16 protein-coding genes are annotated in these 16,561 nt (G+C 47.8%); 3 read left to right on the top strand and 13 right to left on the bottom strand.

Annotated elements, in window-relative coordinates; genetic code table 11:
* Nucleotides 1-58: 58 nt before the first annotated feature.
* The 3 genes from BR63_RS10600 (at nucleotide 59) to BR63_RS10590 (ending at nucleotide 3,825) form a co-directional block, all read left to right on the top strand.
* Nucleotides 59-1,042 carry a lipoate--protein ligase gene (locus BR63_RS10600; RefSeq protein WP_034420075.1) on the top strand — a complete coding sequence of 328 codons (984 nt, stop codon included), beginning with the start codon at nucleotides 59-61 and terminating at the stop codon, nucleotides 1,040-1,042.
* A 189-nt stretch (nucleotides 1,043-1,231) separates the two neighbouring features.
* Nucleotides 1,232-1,558, top strand: coding sequence for a nucleoside triphosphate pyrophosphohydrolase (locus BR63_RS10595; protein ID WP_034420074.1), 327 nt, complete (start codon nucleotides 1,232-1,234; stop codon nucleotides 1,556-1,558).
* A gap of 5 nt (nucleotides 1,559-1,563) precedes the next feature.
* Nucleotides 1,564-3,825, top strand: a complete 2,262-nt coding sequence (locus BR63_RS10590; protein ID WP_034420073.1) for a DEAD/DEAH box helicase — start codon at nucleotides 1,564-1,566, stop codon at nucleotides 3,823-3,825.
* Between the two features lie 44 nt (nucleotides 3,826-3,869).
* Here the strand turns inward: BR63_RS10590 and hypE are convergent, their stop codons facing one another.
* From hypE to BR63_RS10525, 13 genes are all read right to left on the bottom strand, one after another.
* Entirely contained in the window at nucleotides 3,870-4,874 is a 1,005-nt protein-coding gene (hypE, locus tag BR63_RS10585) for a hydrogenase expression/formation protein HypE (protein WP_034420072.1), read from the bottom strand.
* 5 nt (nucleotides 4,875-4,879) lie between these two features.
* Complete coding sequence (gene hypD, locus BR63_RS10580; protein ID WP_034420071.1) at nucleotides 4,880-5,944, bottom strand: hydrogenase formation protein HypD; 1,065 nt, start codon at nucleotides 5,942-5,944, stop codon at nucleotides 4,880-4,882.
* Nucleotides 5,928-6,155, bottom strand: coding sequence for a HypC/HybG/HupF family hydrogenase formation chaperone (locus tag BR63_RS10575; RefSeq protein WP_034420070.1), 228 nt, complete (start codon nucleotides 6,153-6,155; stop codon nucleotides 5,928-5,930). Before BR63_RS10575 ends, hypD begins: the two co-directional genes overlap by 17 nt.
* A gap of 4 nt (nucleotides 6,156-6,159) precedes the next feature.
* Nucleotides 6,160-8,403: a carbamoyltransferase HypF gene (hypF, locus tag BR63_RS10570; RefSeq protein ID WP_051965397.1), complete on the bottom strand. Its 2,244-nt coding sequence runs from the start codon at nucleotides 8,401-8,403 to the stop codon at nucleotides 6,160-6,162.
* A complete protein-coding gene (gene hypB, locus BR63_RS10565; RefSeq protein WP_207724714.1) occupies nucleotides 8,391-9,065 on the bottom strand; it encodes a hydrogenase nickel incorporation protein HypB in 675 nt (224 codons plus the stop codon). The genes hypF and hypB overlap by 13 nt, the downstream gene beginning before the upstream one ends.
* Nucleotides 9,052-9,414, bottom strand: a complete 363-nt coding sequence (gene hypA / locus BR63_RS10560) for a hydrogenase maturation nickel metallochaperone HypA (RefSeq protein ID WP_034420069.1) — start codon at nucleotides 9,412-9,414, stop codon at nucleotides 9,052-9,054. The genes hypB and hypA overlap by 14 nt, the downstream gene beginning before the upstream one ends.
* Nucleotides 9,415-9,591: 177 nt before the next feature.
* Nucleotides 9,592-10,053, bottom strand: a complete 462-nt coding sequence (locus BR63_RS10555; protein ID WP_034420068.1) for a hydrogenase maturation protease — start codon at nucleotides 10,051-10,053, stop codon at nucleotides 9,592-9,594.
* Nucleotides 10,047-11,504, bottom strand: coding sequence for a Ni/Fe hydrogenase subunit alpha (locus BR63_RS10550; RefSeq protein WP_034420067.1), 1,458 nt, complete (start codon nucleotides 11,502-11,504; stop codon nucleotides 10,047-10,049). Before BR63_RS10550 ends, BR63_RS10555 begins: the two co-directional genes overlap by 7 nt.
* Nucleotides 11,501-12,466, bottom strand: coding sequence for an NADH-quinone oxidoreductase subunit B family protein (locus BR63_RS10545; protein WP_034420066.1), 966 nt, complete (start codon nucleotides 12,464-12,466; stop codon nucleotides 11,501-11,503). Before BR63_RS10545 ends, BR63_RS10550 begins: the two co-directional genes overlap by 4 nt.
* Entirely contained in the window at nucleotides 12,459-12,887 is a 429-nt protein-coding gene (locus BR63_RS10540; protein WP_034420065.1) for a hydrogenase iron-sulfur subunit, read from the bottom strand. The genes BR63_RS10545 and BR63_RS10540 overlap by 8 nt, the downstream gene beginning before the upstream one ends.
* Nucleotides 12,884-14,833, bottom strand: coding sequence for a CoB--CoM heterodisulfide reductase iron-sulfur subunit A family protein (locus BR63_RS10535; protein WP_034420064.1), 1,950 nt, complete (start codon nucleotides 14,831-14,833; stop codon nucleotides 12,884-12,886). The genes BR63_RS10540 and BR63_RS10535 overlap by 4 nt, the downstream gene beginning before the upstream one ends.
* A 10-nt stretch (nucleotides 14,834-14,843) precedes the next feature.
* Nucleotides 14,844-15,707, bottom strand: a complete 864-nt coding sequence (locus BR63_RS10530) for a CoB--CoM heterodisulfide reductase iron-sulfur subunit B family protein (RefSeq protein ID WP_034420063.1) — start codon at nucleotides 15,705-15,707, stop codon at nucleotides 14,844-14,846.
* Nucleotides 15,708-15,901: 194 nt separating this feature from the next.
* On the bottom strand, nucleotides 15,902-16,462 hold the full coding sequence (locus tag BR63_RS10525; RefSeq protein ID WP_081908000.1) for a 4Fe-4S dicluster domain-containing protein: 561 nt from the start codon (nucleotides 16,460-16,462) through the stop codon (nucleotides 15,902-15,904).
* Nucleotides 16,463-16,561 lie beyond the last annotated feature (99 nt).

The raw sequence follows: 16,561 nt of genomic DNA, 5'->3' as shown, positions 1-16,561 counted from the left end.
CACCCTTATTATGATGAAGTTGACATATTGATAATGGGATGAAAGGTTGAGGGATAGGATGCTGTTTATCCGTAATGAGTGTTTAGACCCCCATCATAATCTGGCTTTGGAAGAATATGTTCTGAAGAACCTGGACTTACATGAAAACTGTATACTTCTTTGGCAGAACGAACCCTCTGTTATCATCGGAAGGTTTCAAAATACCATCGAAGAAATAAATGTTGATTACATTAGGAAGAATAATATTCATGTGGTACGCAGAATGACCGGCGGGGGCGCTGTCTATCATGACCTGGGGAATTTAAACTTCACTTTTATTGAAAAGACGGAAAACGGCAACATTGATTTTCGCAAATTTACGGAACCGGTGGTTAAGGCTTTGGCTACCTTGGGAATTAAAGCTGAACATACCGGCCGAAATGATATAACCATAGCTGGGAAAAAGTTTTCCGGCAACGCCCAGTATATATATAAGGGGAAGGTTCTCCATCACGGTACGATTCTTTTTAATTCTAAATTAGAGAATGTGCAGGAAGCCCTCAATGTGAAAGGAGATAAAATTGAATCCAAAGGTGTAAAATCAGTGCGCAGCCGGGTAACAAATGTCATCGATTATCTAAAAGAGAAGATTTCTATTGAGGAATTTCGGGAAATACTCCTCTATGCCCTGTTTGAAGGAAAACCAATCCGGGAGTATAAGCTTGCGGAAAATGATCTGGCCAAAGTCCGGGAACTGACGGCGGAAAAGTATCTGACCTGGGAATGGAACTTTGGTAATTCCCCCGCTTTTAATTTTAAAAAGTCCGGGCGTTTTGCCTGCGGTGGAGTGGAAGTAAATCTCTTTGTAGATAAGGGCATTATTCAGGATTGTAAAATATTTGGGGATTTTTTCAGCAGTTGTGACCTGGAAGAATTGGAAGCACAGTTTAAAGGGCTTCGTTTTGAAGAAAAGGAAATAGCCAATAAACTCGCGAATATAGATATCACGAAATATTTCGGATCCATTACGAAAGAGGAACTATTGAGCTGTTTTTTGGTCTGAAATATATAATTTAAGTTTAGAGAGCCATGAGGTGGAATATACCTTATGGCTCTAATTATTATGGGGATCAACAATAGAGGAAATTCAGGAAAAAAAGCCCGTATAAAAAGGAAAAACAGGGTATTTGTTGAATTATAGAAAAAATATACTAATTGTTATCTAAGGGTGCTTTGAAGGAGATTGGTAAAAATGGCTACAATTAAATATGATAAGCTGGTGAGAGATAGAATACCAGAAATTATAGAAATGACTGGGAAAAAGGCCATAATTGAAAAATTAGATGAAGCTATTTATAAAAAGCTCCTTGATGAAAAGCTGGGGGAAGAACTTCAGGAATATATTTGTAATGATAATGTTGAGGAATTAGCTGACATTGTTGAGGTAATATACGCAATTCTTGATTATAAGAAAGTAACCATCGAGGAATTTGAAAGAATTCGCCTGAAAAAGGCGGAGGAACGGGGAGGTTTTAAAGAGCGATTATTATTAAAGGAAGTAATTGAAGAACTGGAGTGAACAGGATGAAGACTGAGATAAAACAGTCTGCCAGTGTGGCAAGTGTCGCGGAAGACTTATTTGTCGAGCTTTTCTGTGATGCATTTGGGCCTGAAAAAACCCAGTATCTATTTGTACAGTACCCTTTTGTAGATATTTATGGCAACAGGAGATTTATTGACTTTGCTCTTGAAAGCGAAGAGATGCGGATTGCTATAGAGATTGACGGGGAACGTTTTCATAATCCTAATAAGATTTCGAGTAATAAATATTTTGACGATTTGCTAAAACAAAACAGCCTGATTTTCAACAACTGGAAGGTATACCGTTGGGCATACAGCCAATTGAAGAAGCAGCGTGAAAAGGTAAAGGATGAACTGATTACCTTTGTCGGTGAAATGCCTGAATTCAGGATGCTGGAGGATTATCTGCTAAAGCAGAAAGGAAAGGCTGTTGAACTGAAAGATCATCAGCAGTTTGCAATTGATAACCTTAAAAAGATGAGGAACAACGGAGAAAGTATTGCGCTTTTATACCATGCAACAGGCACAGGTAAAACGGTCACTGCAGTTACTGATGCCAAGAACTTTGGTGAAAGAACCCTTTTCCTGGCGCATACCCGGGAGCTTGTCACTCAGGCAAAAAATACATTCGAGCATATCTGGCCTGAGAAACAAACTGGTATGTATGTGGCTGAAGAAAAAGATACAAATGCATATGTAGTATGTGCAAGTATTCAAAGTGTGGCGCAGAATCTTGATCAGTTCAAGCCGGATGACTTCGGATATATTATTATTGACGAATGCCATCATAGTACTGCAAATACTTACAGGAAGGTACTTGGGTATTTTAGACCGAAATTTACCCTGGGACTTACGGCAACTCCGGAGAGGACAGACGGTGAGGATTTACTGGAGTTATTTAAAAATGTTGCGCATAAACTGGACCTGAAAACGGCTGTTGAAATAGGTGAACTAACTCCAATCCGCTGTATCCGGGTTAAAACTAATGTAGACATTTCCGCTGTAAGAATCAACGGGATCAAATATAATTCGCAGGACCTTGAAAGCAAGCTGTTTGTGCCTGAAAGGAACAGGATAATTGTTGATACATACTTGCAATATGTGAAAAACAAGAAGACCTTAGTTTTTTGTGCTTCTGTTAAGCATGCGGAAGAAATTGCGGGGCTTTTTAGGGAGAATGATGTAAAATGTGAAGCTGTTTCAGGCACGCAGAAAAGTTCTGAAAGAGCACGCATATTAGATTGTTATGAAAATGGAGATATAAATGTGCTTTGTGCTTGCGATCTTCTGAATGAAGGATGGGACAGTCCGAAGACAGAAGTGCTTTTTATGGCCAGACCTACCATGTCTAAAACCCTTTATATACAACAGCTGGGAAGAGGAATGCGTAAATGTAAAGGTAAGGACTATCTGATGGTCTTTGATTTTATTGATAATGCCAATATGTTTAACATGCCTTACTCGATTCATAGGCTGTTAAATATCAAGAATTATCGTCCCGGACAATTGGTACTTGCGCCAGACAAGCAGATAGAGCATGATATGAACTTGCTGGCCAAAGGCGAAAAACCCGAGGTTTACCTGGACTTCCCAGTAGATATAACAGACTATGAATTGATTGATCTGTTTAATTGGCAGGACGAAGTTAAGAATATGATATCTCAGCTAGAATTTGTGAGAATGGTTGATGTACAGAAAGAGACAGTTGAAAGGTATATTAGAGAAGGAAAGATAAAACCTGATTTGGAGGTTCCGGTAGGTGATAGGTACAGTTTTAAATATTTTAAAGAAGAAACTGTGAAAAAGTATGCGTCTGAGTTTGGCTGGGAACTGATAACTGCAGCAAATATGAAGGATAAGTTTATGGATATTGTAAAGACCATGGATATGAGCTATTCCTATAAGCCAGTCCTCCTAAAAGCTATGTTTGAGCATGTTGATGAAAATGGAAGAGTTAGGGTAGAGGATATAGTTGATTATTTTATTGGTTTTTACAGTGACCGAAAGAATAAAGGGTTGGTTGTAGAAAAGAAGAACAGTATATTCTGTAAAGAGGGATTTACTCGGAAGGATGTAGAGAGGAATATATTTGCCAATCCATTTAGACGATTTGAAGATATGCGTTTTGTCAGGAGAAGCCGTGATATTGAGTATGTCGAGTTTAACCGACATATATTTAGAAAGCTATCAAAAGAGGATGTTGAGTGGATTAAGGAGCATTGTAATAACAAACTTGAGGAGTATTACAAGAGAAATATTTCATAAGTTAGTAGGGTTTGTATAACCGTATTAATGGCCTAAATCCCTTCTTAGCATATCCTGGGCAACAGTTCCCCTGCAGGCATGCGCAGCACTCTTTTCGTACCCAGATCTGTCTGTAAGAGGACCTGCCCCGGAGTCTCACCGGTGACCTCACCGATGAGGGAGGCCTGCCGTCCTAAAGGGTGATTGCGGAGTTGTGCCAGAACCCGGGGGGCAGCCTGGGGAGAGGCAATCACAACGGCTTTTCCCTCATTGGCCAGGTAGAGGGAGTCCAGGCCCAGGAGGTCAGCTAAACCTTCTACTGCAGGGTCCCGGGGAATGGCGCCTTCCTCCAGAAGAAACCCCAGCCCGCTTTGTAAAGCTAATTCATTTAGCGTAGTGGCCAGTCCGCCCCGAGTGGGATCCCGCATACAGCGAATCTCCGGGGAATGGAGGGGGTTTAGCAGTTCATGGAGGCAGGCACAGTCGCTGACCAGGGAGGTTGAGACAGGAAGGCTGCCACGGGCGGCCATGATGGTAAGACCATGCTGACCTAAGGGACCGGAGATAATTACTTTATCACCGGGCCTCATGTGTTGTGGAGAATAATCAATCTCCCCAGGTACGAGGCCTAAGCCCGTGGTGGTGATGAAAATCCCGTCACCGGAACCCTTTTCCACCACTTTAGTATCACCGGCCACGATCTGAATCCCTGCCTCCCGTGCCGTGTGGGCCATACTGGCCACGATTTTTTCCAGGTCTATAAGGGGAAAGCCTTCTTCCATGATGAAGGAACTGGTTAGGTACAGGGGTTTTGCCCCTGATACAGCCAGATCGTTGACAGTGCCACAGACTGAAAGCTTGCCAATATCCCCACCGGGAAAAAAGAGGGGTTTCACCACAAAGCTGTCAGTGGTCATGGCCCAACGACCCGGGGCACTGGGAAAGAGGCTGGCGTCCAGTTCCTGGGCAAGGATAGGGTTAGCAAAGTGTTTATGGAATATTTCTTTAATCAGTTGATAGGTTTTTAAGCCCCCGGCTCCGTGGGACATAAGAATACAGTCTTGATCCATTTTTTTTACCTCCCGTAGTAGAAGCTGGCGGCACAGGAACCTTCGGAAGAGACCATACAGGGTCCTACCGGTTCCAGGGGTGTACACTGTTTGGCAAAGAGCACACATTCTACAGGCTTTTTCAGGCCTTTTAGGATTTCCCCGCAGCTGCAGGCCGTAGGGATTTCCTTGCGGCCAAGTTGAAGAGAGAAGCGCCGGAAAGCATCAAAATCCTTGTATGCTTCAGCAAGGCCGAGGCCGCTCTCGGGAATTGCGCCCAATCCCCGCCAGGTGGTTTCCACGGGTGTAAAATATTTAGCTAAATAAGCCAGGGCCTGGGGGTTACCTTCAGGATTAACACCTCTTTTATACTGGATTTCCACCCGGTAAGATTTATTCTCAACCTGCGAAAGGAGCATTAGAATACCAAGGAGAATATCTTCGGCGGTAAAGCCTGTGATGACACAGGCTTTATTGTATTCCCGGGCTAAAAATTCATAGGGTTCCTGACCCAGGATGCTGCTCACATGACCCGGGAGAAGAAAACCGTCAATAGCCGTATTGCCCCCACTAACCAGAGCTTGGAGGGCAGGAACAACCCTTTTGTGAAAGGAGAGAACACTAAAATTGTTTACCTTATGGGCCAGGGCCTGTTCTATAGCCACGGCCACAGTGGGAGCGGTAGTTTCAAAACCTACACCCAAAAACACAATCTCTTCCTGGGGGTGGTTTACGGCATATTGGAGACACTCCAAGGCAGAGTAGCAAATAATCACATTTGCTCCCCTGGCTCGAATGGTTTCCAGGCTTCCCGAAGCTCCGGGAACCCGGAGCATATCGCCGAAGGTGAAAAGGGTGACCCCAGGCCGGCCAGCCAGTTCCAGGGCCAGGTCAATGTCGCTCTGGGACGTAACGCAGACGGGGCACCCGGGACCCGATAGCAATTCTATTTCCGCTGGAAGTAACTGACGCAAACCATATTTGGCAATGGCCATAGTATGAGTACCGCACACTTCCATGAAACGAAGGGGTCTGGCTTTTTCCTTGATTCCTCTGATCAGGTCTCCTATAGTCTTAACTTTCCCGGGCAAATTTGTTCAACTCCTCCCAGAGGGCCAGGGTCTCCAAGGCCTCTTCCCTGTCGATGGTATGAATAGCAAAACCTGCATGGATCAGGACATAATCACCTATCTTGGCCTGGGGGACCAGGGTTATACAGATCGTAAGCTGGTTTCCCTGCAAGTCAACTAAGGCTTCCTCTCCGTTAATAGAGAGAATCTTGGCCGGAACGGCTACACACATGCTGTTACCTCCCTGCTATGACTGCTTGACCCAGGCTTATTCCCCCGTCATTGGGGGGAACCTGGCGGTGTATGAGAATCTCAAAATCTTTTCTTTCCAATTCAGTAAGGAGACCGCTGAGCAGGACTTTGTTTTGCATGACGCCACCACTCAAGGCCACGGTAGTGATGTTTGTTTCTTCCCGTAAGAGAAGGAAAGTATGGGTTATCATTTCTTGCAGGGTACGATGGAACTTGGCGGCAATAAAGCCTGTATCACGTTTCTTGCAGATGTCTGCAATGAGTTCCGGCCACATTTCCCGGAGAGAAAGAGTTTCTATCCCGCCTTCTTGCCGCACAGCAAAGGAATAGGTTTCTTTAACGCCGGGAATACACAGGCTTTCCAGTTCCATGGCCGCCTGCCCTTCATAGCTGTTTCTCCTGCAGACTCCCGTTAAAGCCGAGACGGCATCAAAGAGACGGCCGCAGCTGGAGGTGAGAGGGATGTCCCGGGAGTTCTGGAGGATACGCTGGTATAAAGCTATTTCAGAAGGGGCAAAGCCCAGCAGTTTTTCTGCCCACTTTGCGCCTTCCTGGCCCCATTCATGAAGAAGAAAAAGCAGGGCCATTCTATCCGGGCGCTCTACCGTTTTATCACCGCCGATGAGGGGGACATAAGCGAGATGGGCCAGGCGCTGGAAGCAGTCGATGGTTCCCCGGAAGAACTCAAAGCCCCAGAGGTTGCTGTCAGAACCATAACCTGTGCCGTCACACACCAGACCTAATACTTCACCTGTGTAATTGTTATCCACCAGGCAACTGGCTAAATGGGCCTCATGGTGCTGCACGCCCACTAAAGGCAGGTTGAGGCTTTGGGCCAACTGGGTAGTAGTGTAACCGGGATGTAAGTCATGGGCTACTATTTCCGGGGCAATATTAAAATAAGACTGCAGGTGAGAAAGGGTTTTTCGGAATTCCAGCTGGGCCTCTAGATTATCCATATCTCCCATATGCTGGCTTAAGAATGCTTTGTCGCCCGCTGCCAGGCAGAAAGTGTTTTTCAGGTCCCCCCCTAAAGCCAGGACTCTTCTTTTTAAAGGGGTGATTTTTACGGGAAGAGGGACATAACCCCTGGCCCGCCGGGAGATTTGGGTATGTTTTTTAACCACTGCGGTGATGGAGTCATCACAGCGATGATAAATGGGACGATTATGGAGGAGAAAGTAATCGGCTATACTTTTTAGTCTCTGCAAAGCCTCCTCGTTGGTATAGACAATGGGTTCATGGGAAAGGTTGGCGCTGGTCATCACCAGGATATCCAGGTTCCCAGTAAATAAGAGATGGTGAAGGGGTGTATAAGGAAGCATCATCCCTAAAGTTTTAAGACCGGGGTTTAGGGAGGGGGGAAGAGAAGAAGGTAAGATTTGTTCTAAGAGAACTATGGGGGCTTGGGGGCTTTGCAACAGTTCTTCTTCTTCCTTGCTTATATAGGCGTATTTTTTTATCACATCCAGGTCCTTGGCCATTAGAGCAAAGGGTTTGGCTTCACGGCCTTTTCTCTGGCGTAAAGTGTTAACGGCCTCTGGATTTCTGGCATCGCAGACGAGATGGAATCCACCCAGTCCTTTCACAGCGAGGATAAAGCCCTTGGCGAGAAGGTGGCTGAAATCCTCCCGGCAGATACAACCTTTAGCATCCACAAGGGAAAGAGTGGGACCACACTGGGGACAGGCATTGGGCTGGGCATGATATCTCCTGCTCTTTATGTCGTGATACTCTTCACTGCATTCCTGGCACATGGTGAATTCCGCCATGGTCGTGTTGCCGCGGTCATAGGGGACCTGCCGGATGATGGTGTAGCGGGGGCCGCAGTTGGTACAGTTGATGAAGGGATAGCGGAAACGTCTGTCCCGGTGGCTGCGGAATTCCTGTAAACACTCAGGACAGAGGGCCAGGTCGGGGGAAATAAAGATATCACCCGAAGCCTCTTTACTTTCCTGAATGACAAAATCACTGTAACCCCGGACAGGATAAACCTCGGTGTATGTTTCTTTAATTTGTGCTGCCGGAGGGTGTTTTTCGTGGAGTCCACGGACGAAGGCTTGGATTTGTTCGTTAGTTCCTTCCACCCAGATCTCCACGTGGGAACCTTCGTTACGAACCCAGCCCCTCAGCCCGTGTCTTTCGGCCAATCTATGGACAAAGGGGCGAAAGCCCACCCCTTGTATCACCCCGCATACTTTAATTTTCTGGGCCATTATGTGCGACATGGGGACGGTTCTCCTGTCACATCGATAGTCGTTAACCATCCATACCAGGCTTCCATACCCTGACCAGTTAGGGCACTTACTTCAAAAACCGGCAGGTCTGGTTTGATGGTTTTCAGGTCCTCGTAAAATTCCCGGAGATTAAAATTTGTGTAAGGGAGCAGGTCTATCTTATTAAGGAGACAGGCTGCCGCTCCTTCAAAAGTGGTAGGATATTTGGCCGGTTTGTCACTGCCTTCCGTTACAGAGAGAATAACGACTTTTTTATCTTCCCCCAGATCAAAAGCTGAAGGACAGACCAGGTTTCCCACATTTTCAATAAAAATAAGATCCAGTTTTCCGGAAGGAAGTTCAGTCAGGGCTTTATGGACCATGTTAGCATCCAGGTGACAGCCGCCCCTGGTATTGATTTGCACTACGGGCACCTCCAGGGCAGCAATGCGTTCCCCGTCCCGGGTGGTCATGAGGTCACCTTCGATGACGCCAATCGTAAGGTGATTCTTTAGGGTGCGGATAGTGGTTTCCAGCAGGGTGGTTTTGCCTGCCCCGGGAGAACTGATGAGGTTGACGACTTTACTGCCTTTTTCCCTGAAGATTTCCCTGTTCCTGGAGGCCATATCCTCATTGGCCCTGAGAATGTTGGTAACGAGTTTAACTTTTATCACTGCTCGCCTCATCTCCTTCAATGTAATCGATATAAAAGTCCCGGCCCTGGATGATTTTACCTCCCAGGTGGGAACAGGACGGGCAGCGGTAGCCGTACTCCAGCCAGGGGTAAGTTTCCTGGCACTGGGGACACGCATTGAGGGCCTGCTGTTCCTCTATTACCAGTTTAGCTCCCTGGGCTACGGTATTTTGACTTATGACCTGAAAGGAGAACTCCAGGGCTTCCGGTACTACGGCCATCATTTCTCCTACCACAATTTTTATTTCCACCACGTTTTTTAACCTGTTGGCCCGGGCAGTTTGCTCAACCACCTGCAGAAGCTGTTGGGCCAGAGCTAGTTCGTGCATGTTCCACCCCGTGTTAGTTGGTAGTTGTTAGTTGGTAGTTGGTAGTTGGTAGTACAAAAACGCCCCCCGCTTCCCGACTCCCGACACCCGAATCAATAAAATGTTATTTAATCTTCGGGTAGCGGGTAACGGTAGCGGGTGGCAACTAAAAATGTCGGAAATTGAAAATCGGAAGTGTTATTGCTTAAGTTCCTCCAGAATAGCCTTTACTACGCGGGGTACCGCTTCTTCCACCGGGGGAGAGAGCTTTTCCGCGAAGGTCAGGGTATCCTGGGCTTCTATAGCGTAAATTACAATTTCTTTCGGTAACGATAGGCCTAAGGTTTTACCAAGCTCCAGGGCTGTTACCAGGTTGATGTCATGGACCGAGGCCAGGCGTCGGGAAAACTGCAAATCTTCCGGTGTGAGACGGTAAATATCACCGGCCTTCCCGTTCTTAGTTTGAATGGCGTCGACTATAAAGGTTCGTTCATAGCCTGCCAGAAGGTCCAGGAGATTAAACCCGGCAAGAGAGGCCGTGGTTACTTGGAACTCATCCTTTAATGTTTTTGCCAGTTCTTGGGCAATGACCCATCCCACACCATCATCGCTCAAAATGGGATTGCCCAGACCTATAATAATAGTGTTTCCTTTTACCAAGGCAAATTTATCCAGGGTTCTCCCTGGCTGTTATATATCTTGATATCTACCGGGAGACTGCCGGGCATGGTGTGGGTGGCGCAGCCGAAACAGGGGTCATAGGCCCGGAAAGCCATTTCGATCATATTTAAGGCTTGCTGGTTAAGCTCACCGTTTTTAACCAGGCCCTTGGCTGCTTTATCTACGGAGATGTTCATGGCAGCATAATTATGGGCGGTAGCTACGACAATATTTACTTTTTCCAGGATTCCCTGCTCGTTTGTCTGGTAATGGTGGTAGAGGGTTCCCCGGGGGGCCTCTACGATGCCGAAACCTTCTCTTGGTATGGCCGTGGGAAGGCGCCGGATGTCCGTACTTGTAATTTCCGGGTCCTGGGAGAGTTCCAGCATGCGTTCGGCGGCATAGAGCAGTTCCACCAGACGGGCCCAGTGGAAAGCCAGGGTTGCGCGGGAGGGCTTACCGCCCAAAGCGCCATACATTTTCTCATAAGCTTTTTGGGCCATGGGGGTGGCCATTCCTTCAGCGGCATTTAATCTACCCAGGGGACCGACCCAGAGGATACCGCTTTCTGCATCCTCCATAATACCTTTCCAGCCTGGATTTTTCAAGTAGGGAAATTTCAAATATGACCAGCTTTCCACATGTTCGGCGATAAAATCAGGATATTGATGGCTTGCGAATTTAGCAACTTCCTGGCCTTTTTGGTCTACAACCCTTACTAAGCCGTCATAAAAGTTTACCCTGTTATTCCCGTCGACCAGGCCCATGGAATAAGGGGCCAGCTGGTACATTTCACTAAGGATAAGTTTGACGTACTCGTTATTCTTGAGGACTACGTCTTCAAAAATTTGTAAGGATTCTTTTGCAAAGTCCACACAGGACATAGCCATGGCTTCAATGTGCTTGCGTTCTTCTTCAGAAAGGGGCTTACTCATACCCCCCGGCAGGCCGCATACAGGATGAGTGGCCTTGCCGCCAATCATAGCCTGGATCTTCTGGGCGTAAGAACGGTGTTTGATCACTTGCGTGCCTGTTTCCAGGCCAACTTTTGCCACTACCCCCAGGATGTTGCGCTGGGATTTATCGGCACCGGGACCTACCACAAAGTCCGGGGCGGCCAGGGCATAAAAGTGGGCGATGTGGGAATGGATAAAATGGGCACAGTAGAAAAGTTCCCTTAGTTTTTTGGCGGCAGGTGGAGGGTCTACCTGCCAAAGACTATCCAAAGCTTTGGCAGAAGCCAGGTGGTGGGCCTCAGGGCAGACTCCGCAGATGCGGGGTACAATCCGGGGCATTTCTTCGGCGGCCCGGCCTTCACAAAACTTTTCAAAGCCCCGCAATTCGGGAATCTGGAGGTAGGCTTTGGCCACGTTTCCTGCATCATCTAAGAATACTTCGATTTTACCGTGGCCTTCCAGCCTGGTAATGGGGTCGATGGTGATACGTTTCATGCCTGTTCCCTCCTCTTCACACGCTGTAATAAAGCATCGGGTAAGCCAAACCGGTAAAAAGTCCCGGCAGCATCAACGATAGTTTCGGCAGCCTGGCGGGCCTCTTCTTTAGTAGTGGCCTGCAGAATGGAAGTTAAAGCACTGACCAGTTTAGCTCCCTGGTCGTGGATATTGCCGGTAGGTCCGAAGCAGCCTCGGCAGGGCATGTTGGCTTTTATACAGCGGTGTCCGCAGCCGTCCCGGGTGGCTGGCCCACAGCAGACCAGTCCTTGTTCCAGTAAGCATTTTTCCGGGTCCGGGATGATTTCGTGGGGCCGGACAAACCCTTTAAGGTTTTTCTGTTCCTTTACCCTTTGGCAAGTATCGCAGAGAGACTTTGTTCCGGCTATTACGCTCCCCTTGGGGGGGAGATTACCGCTGACGATAGCTTCCACGGCTGTCCAGATGAGGTCTGGGGGAGGAGGACAGCCGGGAAGGTAGTAATCCACATCCACTACCTGGTTTAAGGTATAAACCCTGTTCATGAAGGCAGGAAGCGTGAGGGTACCCTCGGGTACAGCAGTTTCTGCCTGGGGAAGAATTCCTTCATGATTTACAGTGGTTGGGCTGGTTTTATACACTCTTTTCAGTATGCCTTCCCTGTTGGAAAAATTTGCAAGACCAGGTATTCCGCCGAAACATGCGCAGGAACCGAAGGCAACCATGACCCGGGAGCGTTCCCGTAATATTTCGGCCAGTTCCTTTTGTTCAGAATTACGTACGGCACCGTTAAAAAGGCATACGTCTATACTATCTTTGGGAAGAAGGGAGAGGTCCTGGTATTTATAATCCATGGCGATGGGCCAAAGAACGATATTTGCGGCCTCAGCCACATTTAAAATTTTTTCATCCAGATCCAGGATGGCTACGTCACAGCCTCCGCAGGCAGCGGCCCAGTAAATTGCCAGGTTCAGTTTAGGCAAGGTCTTCACCCCCTTGGCGCATGTAAGGTCCAATTTCCTTCAAATCTTTTACCATTTCCTCTACAATACGGGCAAAAATTTCTCCTTGGGATGCGGAAACCCAGACCTGGCGGAAACGAGCAGGTTCTACGCCCATCTGCCTTAGGAGGTTTTCCAGAAGGGGTGTGCGGCGCATGGTCTTGTAATTTCCGTCTACATAATGGCAGTCACCGGGACGGCAGCCGCTGACCAGGACGCCGTCAGCGCCTAATTCGAAGGCTTTAAGCACAAAGGTAGGGTCAACCCGTCCGGAACACATGACCCGGACAATGTGAATATTGGCGGGATATTTGAGGCGGGAAGTGCCCGCTAAATCAGCTCCCGCGTAGGAACACCAGTTGCAAAGGATACCTACTATTTTCGGTTCGAAGCTTCCTGTCATGCCAACACCCCCTCGATCTGGGCCAGTATCTGTTCGTCATTGAAATGCAATACCGTAATGGCACCGGAAGGACAGGCGGCAGCGCAGGTGCCGCAACCCTTACAGACGGCTTCGTTAATAGAGGCGCGACCTGTGGCTTTATCAATTTGAATGGAACGGAAAGGACACAAGCCTACGCAGATCCTGCAGCCTGCACATAATTCCTTATTGACACTGGCAGTAATGGGCGAAATTTTTACTTTCCCCGTAGCGATAACGGAGAGAGACTGGGCTGCCGCTGCGGAACCCTGGGCTACGGAATCGGGTATATCCTTGGGGCTCTGACAGCATCCTGCCAAATAGATGCCATCCGTAGTAGTGGTAACAGGGTCTAATTTAATATGGGACTCCAGGAAAAAGCCGTCGGCGCTCCGGGAGATACCGAAGACCTGGGCCACATGTTCCGCATCGTGACGGGGGACCAGGGCTGTATTGAGGATCACCATGTCGACGGGTATTTCGCGAAAAGCACCTAGCAGGGTATCTTCCGCCCGTACCACAAGCTGCCCGTCTACTTTAGTCACTTCTGCCCCTTTGCCCCGGATGAAGTTGACACCCTCTTCCAGTACGCGGTTGTAGAATTCTTCATACTGCTTACCAAAGGTCCGCATATCGATATAAAATTCATAAACTTCCGCATTGGTGTGGTCTTTGACCATATGGGCAAATTTCACCGAGCTCATGCAGCAGACCCGGGAACAGTAACGCTGGTAGTTGGCATCCCGGCTGCCAATACAGTGGAGAATGGCCACCCTTTTGGGTTCCTCCCCGTTTTTCATGACAATTTTGCCCTGGGTGGGTCCGGAAGCATTGGTCATACGCTCGAACTGTAGACCATTTATAACATTATCATAACGTCCAAAACCATACTGGGGGGCTTTTGCAGCATCAAATAATTCATAGCCTGTAGCCAGGATGATGGTGCCGACCTGGATGGTATGATATTTATCTTTTTGGGCAAAGTTAATAGCCCGGCGCTGGCAGGCCTTGACACATTCCATAGAACATTTTTTTCTATTGAGCAGGAGGCAGTGTTTATCATCGATGACAGCCCGTAATGGTACGGCCTGGGGGAAGGGGATATAGGCGGCGCCTCGTTTGGAGAGTCCCAAATCGAAATCGGTCGGGATGGTATCCTTTAAGACACAGGCCGCAACACAATCGCCGCATCCCGTACATTCCACGGGGTTAATGTAACGGGGTTTTTCCCTGACCGTTACCGTAAAATTACCTACGTAACCCTCGACAGCCGTAACCTCGCTGCTGGTTAACAAAGTAATATTGGGATGGTCTCCCACCTGGACCATCTTGGGGGTGAGAATACAGGCGGCGCAGTCCAGGGTGGGGAAAGTCTTGTCAAATTGTGCCATATGCCCGCCAATGTAAGCTTCTTTCTCTACCAGGTAGACCAGGTGACCTGCCTCTGCTACCTGCAGGGCGGCCTGGATACCGGAGATTCCTCCCCCTACTACCAGTGTTGCAGGATTGACGCTAACCTCTCGTTCCACAATAGGCTGGTGATAAACAACCCTCTTTACGGCAGCCCGTGTTAGGTTGAGGGCTTTCTGAGTGGCTAACTGCTTATCTGTAGTAACCCAGGAACAGTGCTCCCGGATGTTGGCCATTTCCAGGAGATAGCCGTTTAGGCCCGCCTTTTCCAGCGCCCGACGGAAAGTAGACTCATGCATGCGGGGAGAACAGGCGGCTACCACCACGCGACTCAAACCGTATTCCTCAATATCTTTTTTAATATATTCCTGACCAGGATCGGAGCACATGTATTTATAATCCCGGGAGATCACCACCTGGGGCCAGGTTTTAGCTTTTTCGGCCAGAGAAGCTACATCTACCACACTGGCGATATTGGAACCGCAGTGGCAAACATATACACCAATGCGTTCAGTCATGGGACACCTCCTAGCTGATTTTGCTGAGGACAGGTTTAGCGGAAACCAATCCCCTTTCCAATCCTAAAGACTGATAGTCTTTACCAAAAGCAAGACCCATCAACTGGGTGAAATAGACAACAGGGATATGGTAATTGCGCTTATATTTGCGGTTTACCTGGCCCTGGTAGGCATCAAGGTTCATCTGGCAGAGGGGGCAGGTCGTAGCAATCAAATCAGCCTGGCGTTCTTGGGCTTCCGCCAGAATTTCCTGGATTAGTTTGAGGGCCAGCTCCGGCTGGGTTGTGATTAAAGCTCCGCCGCAGCAGCGGCTCTTCTGATAAAAGTCCTGGACATCACACCCTAAAGCAGTGAGGATTTGGTCCATACTTTGAGGATTTTCCGCTTCGTCAAAGCTGGTTGGTTTGACAATCTGGCAGCCGTAATAAGGGACTACCTTTAGCCCGCTGAGGGGCTTTTTCACTAAATCCTTTATTTTTGGGATACCCACCTCGCGCCAGAGAATTTCTATGAGGTGCTTGACTTTAACTTTGCGGGCCATCTTTAGCCCTACTTCCGCTAAAAGGCTGTTGACTTTATATTGTAATTCCGGGTAGGATGATATATTTTCATTGGCTTTGGCCAGGGTGAGATAGCAGGAATTACATGCCGCCATAATATCGCCCTCCTGCTGGCTGGCTAAGGCTAAATTCCTGGCGGGCATAAGCTGGGCCGACAGGTAATCCAGAGAGGATGTGACGGTGGCGCCGCAGCAATTCCAATCAGGTATCTCTGTAAGTTCCAGATTGACTTCCGGAGCAACGGCATAGATGGATTGGGAAAAATCTTTGGCCGATGTCAGTAAGGAACAGCCTGGGAAAAATTGATATTTCATCTATATGATCCTCCTTGCGTTAGTTGGTAGTTGTTAGTAACGGACGCTCCCCGGTTCCCGATTCCCGATATATTTACGGGTAGCGGGTAACGGGTGGCGGGCAGCGGATAAACTTTGTCTGAATTTGTCTACGGTTAACGGTTCCTTGTACTCTTAAATAAAACTGGTCACCGGTCACGCTGCTGAAGGCAGCTTTATTGTGCTTGTGCACGCTTGAACAGTTCCTGCAGTTGTCCTGTCCCTTTGATACTGTGGGGCAGTACCTGTAGGCGGCCTTTCGTTAAAAGCTTTAAACCCATGGGAGCAAATCCCAGAAGTTTGGCAGGGTTAGTGGTGAGGGCGTAGCGCATCATCATTTCTCCTTCATGGACCCGGCCGTAACGATTGAGGACCTGCTGGAAGGAACGGTAGAAGGCCGCGACCTTGTTTCTCTTTTCACGACGGTTTTGTTTAAAAGCCAGATTTTTTAAGATGTACATGATATCGGTAAATTTAATACCCCGGGGACAGCGAACAGAACAGGTATAGCAGGAGGTACAGTTCCAGATGCCTAGGCTGTTTAAAACTTCCTCCCGTTTATTTGCGCGAATCATCGCAATCAACTTACGGGGAGTATAGTCCATACTATAGCTGGTGGGACAGGAGCCAGAACAGGTGCCGCACTGGATACAGCCTAAAATTGCTTTGCCGCCTGGATAGGAGAGGATTTCCTCCAGTAAGGTAAGTCCCTTTTTTTCCAAGACTAAAATGGACATAAAAAACACCCCTTTGCACAAAAAATCACTTTTCAGTAATTTTTTTGGCCCAGGGGATTTTTCTCAAAAAATATGCTCAATTCAGAAAATTATTTTTAC

It is taken from the genome of Thermanaerosceptrum fracticalcis (assembly GCF_000746025.2).
GTDB classification, from domain to species: Bacteria; Bacillota; Peptococcia; order DRI-13; family DRI-13; genus Thermanaerosceptrum; species Thermanaerosceptrum fracticalcis.
The sequence above is the reverse complement of the archived record's forward strand: the minus strand, read 5'-3'. Positions and strand labels throughout refer to the sequence as shown.

Bases quoted from the DNA above. Each gene is read 5' to 3' on its own strand.
- BR63_RS10600 (WP_034420075.1), top strand. From the start codon at position 59: ATGCTGTTTATCCGTAATGAGTGTTTAGACCCCCATCATAATCTGGCT.
- BR63_RS10595 (WP_034420074.1), top strand. From the start codon at position 1,232: ATGGCTACAATTAAATATGATAAGCTGGTGAGAGATAGAATACCAGAA.
- BR63_RS10590 (WP_034420073.1), top strand. From the start codon at position 1,564: ATGAAGACTGAGATAAAACAGTCTGCCAGTGTGGCAAGTGTCGCGGAA.
- hypE (WP_034420072.1), bottom strand. From the start codon at position 4,874: ATGGATCAAGACTGTATTCTTATGTCCCACGGAGCCGGGGGCTTAAAA.
- BR63_RS10575 (WP_034420070.1), bottom strand. From the start codon at position 6,155: ATGTGTGTAGCCGTTCCGGCCAAGATTCTCTCTATTAACGGAGAGGAA.
- hypF (WP_051965397.1), bottom strand. From the start codon at position 8,403: ATGTCGCACATAATGGCCCAGAAAATTAAAGTATGCGGGGTGATACAA.
- hypA (WP_034420069.1), bottom strand. From the start codon at position 9,414: ATGCACGAACTAGCTCTGGCCCAACAGCTTCTGCAGGTGGTTGAGCAA.
- BR63_RS10550 (WP_034420067.1), bottom strand. From the start codon at position 11,504: ATGAAACGTATCACCATCGACCCCATTACCAGGCTGGAAGGCCACGGT.
- BR63_RS10540 (WP_034420065.1), bottom strand. From the start codon at position 12,887: ATGACAGGAAGCTTCGAACCGAAAATAGTAGGTATCCTTTGCAACTGG.
- BR63_RS10535 (WP_034420064.1), bottom strand. From the start codon at position 14,833: ATGACTGAACGCATTGGTGTATATGTTTGCCACTGCGGTTCCAATATC.
- BR63_RS10530 (WP_034420063.1), bottom strand. From the start codon at position 15,707: ATGAAATATCAATTTTTCCCAGGCTGTTCCTTACTGACATCGGCCAAA.
- BR63_RS10525 (WP_081908000.1), bottom strand. From the start codon at position 16,462: ATGTCCATTTTAGTCTTGGAAAAAAAGGGACTTACCTTACTGGAGGAA.